This is a genomic window from Arthrobacter sp. SPT-J7, from assembly GCF_059089965.1.
On the sequence record NZ_JBNHFF010000160.1, the window covers coordinates 1 to 7,803 of the forward strand.

Consider the following 7,803-nt stretch of genomic DNA (forward strand, 5'->3'; position numbering starts at 1 on the left):
AGCCGACGTCCGGGCCACGTACGAGGTTCTGGTGGACAGCATCGCCCCGCTGAACCTTGCGTACCTCAGCATCCTGCACCACGAGCCCAGTGGAGAGCTGGTCCAGGATCTTCGCACCCGCTTTGGCGGCACCTTCCTGGTCAACACCGGATTCAGCGTCGTCACCACCCGCGAAGAAGCTGTTGCCCTCGTGGCCGACGGCCATGCTGACGCAGTAGTGGTGGGCCGTCCCGCCATCGCCAATCCGGATCTGGCACGGCGCTGGAACGAGAGCCTCCCGCTGAACGAGCCGGACCCCTCCACCTTCTACGCTGACGGTGCCAAGGGCTACACGGACTACCCGGCCTACGCCGGCTAGAGCCGGTCAAACAGCACCCACGAGACAGCGCCGACGGCGGCACCCGGCTTAGGTGTCGCCGTCGTTTGCTGCTCGGTGTGCTGATCCGGCAGCGGGCGCCAAAGGCCATCCGACGGCCTTCGGCTGGTGAAGTTGGCCCACCGGGCTCCTCTGGGGTCCCGGCGGTGATCAGATGGTACTCCAGCAAATGGACTATTACTAGAGCCCGATTGGGCGCCTACCGAATGGACTAGAGAAGAGCCTCCCGGCCGGTTCCTTCCGTCATGACCAGCTTGCCGTCCTCGATGGATACAAGCACGCTTTTGGGCCTTCCGCTGACCTTCTTAATCGCTTTCAGGCCCCGATTTGTCACCTCGACTCCCACCTGGGCGCCCTTCGCCGGCAGCTCTATGGAAACCTCGGACGCGATGCCGAGGATCGGGTTGGTCGAAACGTCAAGGTCCCGCCGCGCTTGCTTGCCGTTCACCGTCACGGTGATGTTTGCTTCCTCGAACCCCTCTTGAAACACAATAAGCAGTTCCCGCATGATGCCCTCTTCCTCGAGCGTTCGGTGCCTGTGACGGCATTTCAACTACAGCACTTTGCAGGCGGCAGCGGAATACCCTTGCCCAACGTGCGTGACTGCCGCGGCAGTGGAGCGGGGCAAGCGCTTTGGGGCAAGATGTTCTGGTGACTCAACTGCCGCATGCCTCTTCCCCTCATCCGTCCGCGCCCGGGAAAAGGGAGGACGGAATCTACACCCAGATCGCAACTGAACTGGGTGTAAGAGCCTGGCAGGTGAAGGCAGCTGTGGAGCTGCTCGACGGCGGGTCCACCGTTCCGTTCATCGCCCGGTACCGCAAGGAAGCCACCGGGACGCTGGACGATACCCAGCTCCGTGAGCTCGACGAGCGCCTGCGCTACCTCCGTGAACTCGAGGACCGCCGTCGTACGGTTCTCGACGCGGTTGCGGCGCAAGGCCAGCTAACGCCCGAGTTGCAGAAAGCGATCCTTGCTGCTGACACAAAGTCCCGGCTGGAGGACATCTACCTGCCGTTCAAGTCCAAGCGGCGGACCAAAGCACAGATTGCGCGTGAGGCAGGCTTGGAGCCCCTGGCAGAGGCTTTGCTGAAACGCCCCGAGCTTAGCCCGGACCGCGAGGCTGCGAAGTACCTCAATCCTGAACATGCCGTGGGTGACGCCGCTGCCGCTCTCGCGGGTGCCCGTGCCATTCTCGTGGAGCGCGTCGCTCAGGATCCCGACCTCGCCGCCACCCTGCGTGAACGCCTCTGGACGCAGGGCCGCATGGTTTCGCGCGTGAAAAAGGGCAAGGAGGCCGATGGGCAGAAATTCGCCGACTACTTCGAGTTTGCGCAGGCGCCTGCCGGCATGCCGTCGCACCGGGTGCTCGCTTTACTGCGCGGAGAGAAGGACGGTGTCCTTGAGCTCGACCTCGCCGAAGCAGACCCCACGGACGACGCCGCCCTCGCCGCCGTGCGCTCACGGTACGAATCGGCGGTGGCCAGGTGCCTCGGGGTTGCCGACCGTGGGCGTCCCGCCGACGCCTGGTTGATGGAAACGGCCCAGGTGGCCTGGCGGTCCCGCGTGCTGGCCCGGTTGACGGCCGACCTCCGCGGCAAGATGTTTGCAGCCGCCGAGGATGAGGCGGTCCGGGTTTTTGCTGCGAATCTTCGCGACGTGCTGCTGGCCGCGCCCGCCGGGAACAAGGCCACCCTAGGCCTGGACCCCGGACTGCGGACCGGCGTCAAGGTCGCGGTGGTGGATGGCACCGGGAAGGTCGTGGCCACGGACACCGTCTACCCCCATGCCCCGGCACGCAAGTGGGACGAGGCGCTGGCGACCCTGGTTCGTCTGGCGCGGCAGCACGCCGTCGAGCTCGTGGCCATAGGCAACGGAACAGCGTCCCGCGAAACGGACAAGCTCGCCGCGGAACTCATCAAACGGCTACCGGACGTGGAACGGAAACCGCAAAAGCTCGTGGTGTCAGAAGCCGGGGCATCCGTGTACTCTGCTTCCGCTCTCGCTGCAGCTGAACTGCCCGGAATGGATGTCTCCCTGCGCGGAGCTGTCTCCATCGCCCGCAGGCTGCAGGACCCGCTGGCCGAGCTGGTGAAGATCGATCCCAAGTCCATCGGCGTGGGCCAGTACCAGCACGACGTCACAGCGTCGAAGCTTGACCGCAGCCTGGACGCTGTGGTGGAGGACTGCGTCAATGCGGTGGGAGTGGACGTCAACACTGCTTCGCCAGCGCTGCTCAGCCGGGTGGCCGGCGTCGGGCCTCTGCTCAGCGAAAACATTGTGGCGTACCGCAACGAGCACGGGCCCTTTGCCAAGCGCACAGACCTCAAGAAGGTGCCGCGGCTCGGTGCCAAGGCGTTCGAACAGTGCGCTGGTTTTCTCCGCATCACCGGGGGAGCGGAACCTTTGGACGCCTCCAGCGTGCACCCCGAGTCCTACGCCGTGGCACGCAAGATCCTCGTTGCTGCCGGTTCCGCGCCGGCATCCTCGCTGGACCCGCGTGACTTCGTGGATGACACGTTCGGGCTGCCCACGGTGCAGGACATCCTGGTGGAGCTGGACAAACCGGGTCGGGACCCACGCCCAGCCTTCGCGGCTGCCACCTTCTCCGAGGGGATCGAGAAAATTTCCGACCTCAGGCCGGGGATGGTCCTGGAGGGGACTGTGACCAATGTTGCGGCATTCGGCGCATTTGTGGATGTGGGTGTTCACCAGGACGGACTGGTCCACGTGTCTGCCCTGGCGAACCGCTTCGTTTCCGACCCGCGCGAGGTGGTGAAGTCAGGGCAGGTAGTCCGGGTGAAGGTTCTTGAGGCGGACCCGGAGCGGAAGCGGATCTCGTTGACGCTGCGGCTCGACGACGAGCCCTCCTCAGGTGCGGCGGGTTCGGGTGCCGCTTCGTCCGGGAAGTCCGGCGGTCAACCGCAGAACCAAGAGCGGGGCAGGAACCAAAGTGTTGGACGCGGCGGAAGCCCCAGTACCGGGCGAGGCGGCACGCACGGTTCGGAGCGCGGCGGGCGGCAGGAGCAGGGACGATCAGGTGGAAAGCCGACGCGGAACGCGACAGTGCCTGGCCGCACCCCTACTCCCCAGCCGGCTCCCGTGAATACGGCCATGGCGGAGGCGCTGCGGAAGGCGGGACTGGGCAAGTAGCTCAGGCGGGTGGCCAGACGTCCCAGGTGCGGTGGCGGCCCGGCGGAAAATTCCTAGGCCAGCGACAGTACAAACGCGAGGACGAATCCCGCCGCCGTGCTCAGGGCGACGGCCGGACCGCCGTGTTCGTAGGCTTCGGGCATGAGCGTGTCTGCGAGGGATGCGATCACTGCGCCGGCGGCAAATGCCAGCGGCACCGAAATCGTCTCAGGGGCCGCCCCGGACAGCGGCCCCGCTCCCACCACGACGGCGATGACGAGAAGGGCCGCACAGGCCAGCCATAGTCCGAGGATGCTGCCCGTCGACCGGCCCTGGCTGCGCATGGACGCGGAACCTACCAGTGCTTCCGGGAAGTTGGAGACGAAAATGGCTGCCAGGAGCGCCAAACCGCCGGTTCCTTCTCCCAGGGAGATTCCGAGGGCAACGTTTTCCGGCACACCATCCAAGGTGACTGCAGCCAAAAGCGCCAGCCCGGCCGCTCCACGTGTTGAGACAGAGGTGGCAGCCTTATCGGCGGCCGCGGCATCGGTGTCTAGCTTCGCGCTGCCCTGGAACTCGTCGGCGGGTGTTGCATGCTTTTGTTGTCCTGCCTGGGCCCACCGGTCCAGCAGTGCGCTGAGGACAGTAAACACCACCGCGCCGGCCATCAGGCCAACGGCTGCAAGGAGGATGCCGCCATGCCGGTAGGCGTCCTCGAACAATTCGAAGGCGAGGGCTGTGATGAGCGAACCCGCGGCGAAGGCCAGCAGCATGGCCAAAAGCCGCTTGGGAAGTTCGAAGCGAACGCCAATGAAAGCACCCACGACCAAAGCGCTGGATGCTATGACGCCGAACCACAACGACATCATCATGCCGCAAGTATAGGAGTGCGCCCTTGACGTGGGAATACGTCATTGCCCAGACCCCGGGCGCACTTTCGATGGCGGTGGGTTTCTGCAAAGGTGGATTCATGACTTATTTCCTGGAGTACACCATCCCTGCCGCCGCCAACGGTGCCGAGTTTGAGTTCCCGCACGACGAGATCGACTCTGGTACTACCATCCCGTTGACCCAGACGGGTGCGGATGTTGTGCACACCCCCGAACTCCCGGCGCGCACCGGCATCATTGGCGCCACGGTCCCGGAGGCAAAACTGGAAGCGGAGCAGCTCATCACCCACAGCCGTGCCTCGGAAGCGTCCCTGTACTTCGACCCGTCCAACTCCCTCAATGCGGGAGTCGGAAGCCTCGTGGCCACTTTCAGTGAGGGCCGCGGCTGGCAGGACGTTTAGAAAAATGCGCTTCGGGTCCAGTTAGTGCCCGAGGAAACGGGGCCGGCCAAACTGGGTCCGGACACCGGGGGAGTACAGCACGGACTCTGGCGGGCCGTCCACTGTGATCCCTGCGGCTGACATCAATCCATCATCCAATTCGAGTAGGTCTGCAGCGTAAAGGGGCCACGGTTCATGGGTGTTGGGGATGTAGATGGTATTGCCCCTGAAAACGCTATGCAGCCCGAAGCGGGCCGTCAGATGTGTTGACAAGGGATCCTCCACTGGCGCGGCATGATGGTGCGCAGCTCGAAAGATGCTGTGGGCGCCGCGCCGGAACCTGCGGACGGAGTAGCTGTTGACCGAGGGCTGGGATGGGCTCGCTTCGTGACCCGTCCGCGACCAGACGTAGGGTATGCCAGCTGCCCGAGCGGCCAGGACCACGGGCAGCCGGTTGGCGTCCAGGCTCAGAAATACGACACCTCTGGTTCCGTCGGGCTCCCTGGAGTACAGGCGGACGTTGACTTCTGCAAAGCTCCCCAGATATGGGATGCCGGGTCCGTGTCCAATCCCTGCCTCCTTCATTCGGAAGCCGATGAGGCCAGCCCAGGAGCTTCTGTCGAAGGTGTCTGGCTGCACGCCCCGGGGCATAAAGCGGGCAGCAACAGATTCAGGAATGCGCCAGTGGAGGAAAATAGCGTCCATCCAGCGCTGATCCATGATGACAGGGCGAGGCAGTTCCTCTGGCAGCGGCCATCGTGGCCCGTCCTGATGCTGATCCACAGCCCACTCCCGCTAATTCAGGGCGCGAGTACCGGCGGGAAGTTCCCCGCCGACCAAAAGGGTGGCCGCCGCGTCCGCCAGTGCCTTCAGTGCAACCCGTTGCGTCCATCGGCCTTGAAAGATTCGTGCGACTCCCAGTTCCTGCAGTCTGGCCGGAGGCAGGGAACCCGAGAGGATCTCATCTGATCGGTGGAGTCGGAGGAGCTCGACGGCCTGGGCACTGGTGGTTGCAGTCATGCTGTGAAGCCTAACGGAGCCCCCCGAAGCAGCAGGCCAGCCCGCGGACGGAAGCCTTGCTAAACGCAGGGTCTTGTCCAACGCGCCTCTCTGGTTTCTGCCTTTTCGAGCACTCATTCCTGTGGTGGTGGGGGTGGTGGTTTGAAGTTGGTGTTTTGTTGGGGTTTTTGGTGGGGGTCGAGGTGTTTTGGGGGTGTGTACCAGGGGGTGTTGTTGATGGTGGTGATGGTTCATTGTTCTTTGTGGATGAGGTGGTGGTGGGCGGAGCAGAGGAGTGCGCCGTTGGCCGGGTTGGTGGGGCCGCCGTGGGACCAGTAGGTGATGTGGTGGGCTTCGCACCAAGGCGCGGGGATGGTGCAGTTGGGGAAGGTGCAGCCTTGGTCGCGGGCGGTGAGGGCTTGGCGTTGGGTGGGGGTGAAGAGCCGGGTTTTGCGGCCGAGGTCCAGGATTTCGTTGTGGGTGCCCAGGAGGGCGGGGATGATGTCGGCGTCGCAGGCGATTTTGCGGATTGTGGCTGCGGTGACGGGGCCGGTGAAGGCGAAGTTCCCGGTGCCGGTTTCCCGGGGGTTGTGTCCGGGGTTGTGTCCGGGGTGGGGGAGGAGGTCCTGGTAGTTGATGGTGGCGATGATTTGGGGGCGGTTGCCGCCGGTGGCGGGCAGGGTGTTGGTGGCCAGGGCGGTTTTGACGGCGCCGATGATTCCTTCGAGTTGTTTCTGGGCCTTCGTGCGCCGGTCCAGGTCCACATCACTGTCCCGCCGGGGGTCCTGACCGGTGCCCGCACCAGCACCAGCATCAGCGCCACTACCGGCACCAGCACCACTGCAGGTGCCGGTGCCGGTGCCGGTGCTGGTGGTGCGGGGGTTGGTGGCGGTGTTCATGACGGTGAGGAGGTGTTCGTATTGGTCGGTGGTGGCGAAGATTTCGAGGTGGTGCAGGCCGTGGCGGGGTTTGCGGATGAAGGCGCCTTGGGTGTGGCGGAGGGCTTCTTCGCTGGGTTCGGTGCCGTCGGCGTCGATGGTGTCGGCCCAGCGGCGGGCGAGGCGGGTAAGGAAGTCCGGGTCTGTGGTGGTGGCTGTGGTGGTGAGGTTTTCCTCGATCAGGGCCAGCCGTTGGGGTGTGACGAGGTGGCGGAGCCGGTTCAGGGTCAGGGCGATGATGGTCCCGGCCCGGGAGGACACCACCGGGCTGGCAGCAGCCCAGGCCGCTGGGGTGCCCCCGGCCCCGTCTTCGGTGGTGTTCTCGGTGTCTTCGACATTGCTGGCGGCTGCGGCTGTGGCGGGTGCGGGTGTGGGTGTGAGGGCTGCGGCGAGGTGTGCGCAGGCGGCTGGGATGGTCTCGCCGGTGAGGGTGTGGGTGGGCAGGATGTCCGCTGCCAGGGCAAGGCGGCGGTGGGCCTCGCTCTTGCCGATCCGCAGCCGCAGCCGAAGGAACTCGGCGGTGTTGGCGCACCCGTCATCAACCGGTGAGGTGATGACCCCGGGGGAGCCTGGTATTTCGTTCAGGGTTTCCACGCCGTTGTCCCAGCCGTTGTTCCAGCCGGTGTCCCAGCCCTTGCCCGTCCGGGAGCGGCCGGCCCGGGCAGTATCCGCCGCGGCAATAGCCCGTGTGCGGGTCCGGTCAACCATCCCGGCGGACAGGATCTGCAGGTACTCCACGGACCGGGAAAGGTCCTCCACCTGCCCGGCAAAATCGGCGGCCTCCACGTAATCCGCGGCCGCAAGCCTGCAGGGTGCTGCAGCAGCGGCACCAGCCAGGAGTCCAGTAATCGTGGCAAGGCTGAGCGGCTCCCCGGGTCCCGCTGGGTTGTCCGCCGGGAGCGGCTCGGCAGGAAGGGGCCCAGCCACGTCCGCCATGGCCCTGCCGGGAACGGCAAACAACCGGCCCGCAAAACCCAGGCCGGGATCGCCGTCGGACGCCCCTGAACCACGGGAGGAAACACTGCCGGCCCGCGTCAGCACAGCGGGAGAACCGCAGTACTCCCCAAGCTGATCCCCAATGGCTTCCA

General features: G+C 65.4%; 7 protein-coding genes and 1 pseudogene. 3 read left to right on the forward strand and 5 right to left on the reverse strand.

All coding sequences use genetic code 11. From position 1 onward, the window contains the following. Positions 1-358 (forward strand): annotated as a pseudogene (locus tag AC5RWX_RS27800) (alkene reductase); the annotation flags it as partial. A 229-nt stretch (positions 359-587) separates the two neighbouring features. On the opposite strand, the gene AC5RWX_RS27805 reads toward AC5RWX_RS27800, so the two are convergent. Then, complete coding sequence (locus AC5RWX_RS27805; RefSeq protein ID WP_494099484.1) at positions 588-884, reverse strand: hypothetical protein; 297 nt, start codon at positions 882-884, stop codon at positions 588-590. A 143-nt stretch (positions 885-1,027) separates the two neighbouring features. On the opposite strand from AC5RWX_RS27805, the gene AC5RWX_RS27810 reads away from it, so the two are divergent. After that, positions 1,028-3,529 carry a Tex family protein gene (locus AC5RWX_RS27810; protein WP_494099485.1) on the forward strand — a complete coding sequence of 834 codons (2,502 nt, stop codon included), beginning with the start codon at positions 1,028-1,030 and terminating at the stop codon, positions 3,527-3,529. 53 nt (positions 3,530-3,582) lie between these two features. On the opposite strand, the gene AC5RWX_RS27815 is transcribed toward AC5RWX_RS27810, so the two are convergent. Then, positions 3,583-4,380 carry a ZIP family metal transporter gene (locus AC5RWX_RS27815; protein ID WP_494099486.1) on the reverse strand — a complete coding sequence of 266 codons (798 nt, stop codon included), beginning with the start codon at positions 4,378-4,380 and terminating at the stop codon, positions 3,583-3,585. Between the two features lie 98 nt (positions 4,381-4,478). Here AC5RWX_RS27815 and AC5RWX_RS27820 point away from each other — a divergent pair, with 98 nt between their 5' ends. Continuing rightward, positions 4,479-4,799, forward strand: coding sequence for a hypothetical protein (locus tag AC5RWX_RS27820; protein ID WP_494099487.1), 321 nt, complete (start codon positions 4,479-4,481; stop codon positions 4,797-4,799). A gap of 21 nt (positions 4,800-4,820) precedes the next feature. Here AC5RWX_RS27820 and AC5RWX_RS27825 read toward each other — a convergent pair whose 3' ends face one another. The 3 genes from AC5RWX_RS27825 to AC5RWX_RS27835 form a co-directional block, all read right to left on the reverse strand. Continuing rightward, complete coding sequence (locus AC5RWX_RS27825) at positions 4,821-5,498, reverse strand: YqjF family protein (protein ID WP_494099490.1); 678 nt, start codon at positions 5,496-5,498, stop codon at positions 4,821-4,823. Between the two features lie 75 nt (positions 5,499-5,573). Beyond that, on the reverse strand, positions 5,574-5,798 hold the full coding sequence (locus AC5RWX_RS27830) for a hypothetical protein (RefSeq protein ID WP_494099488.1): 225 nt from the start codon (positions 5,796-5,798) through the stop codon (positions 5,574-5,576). Positions 5,799-6,028: 230 nt separating this feature from the next. Next, positions 6,029-7,803 (reverse strand): HNH endonuclease signature motif containing protein (locus AC5RWX_RS27835; protein ID WP_494099489.1); only part of this gene is annotated, 1,775 nt, incomplete at its 5' end.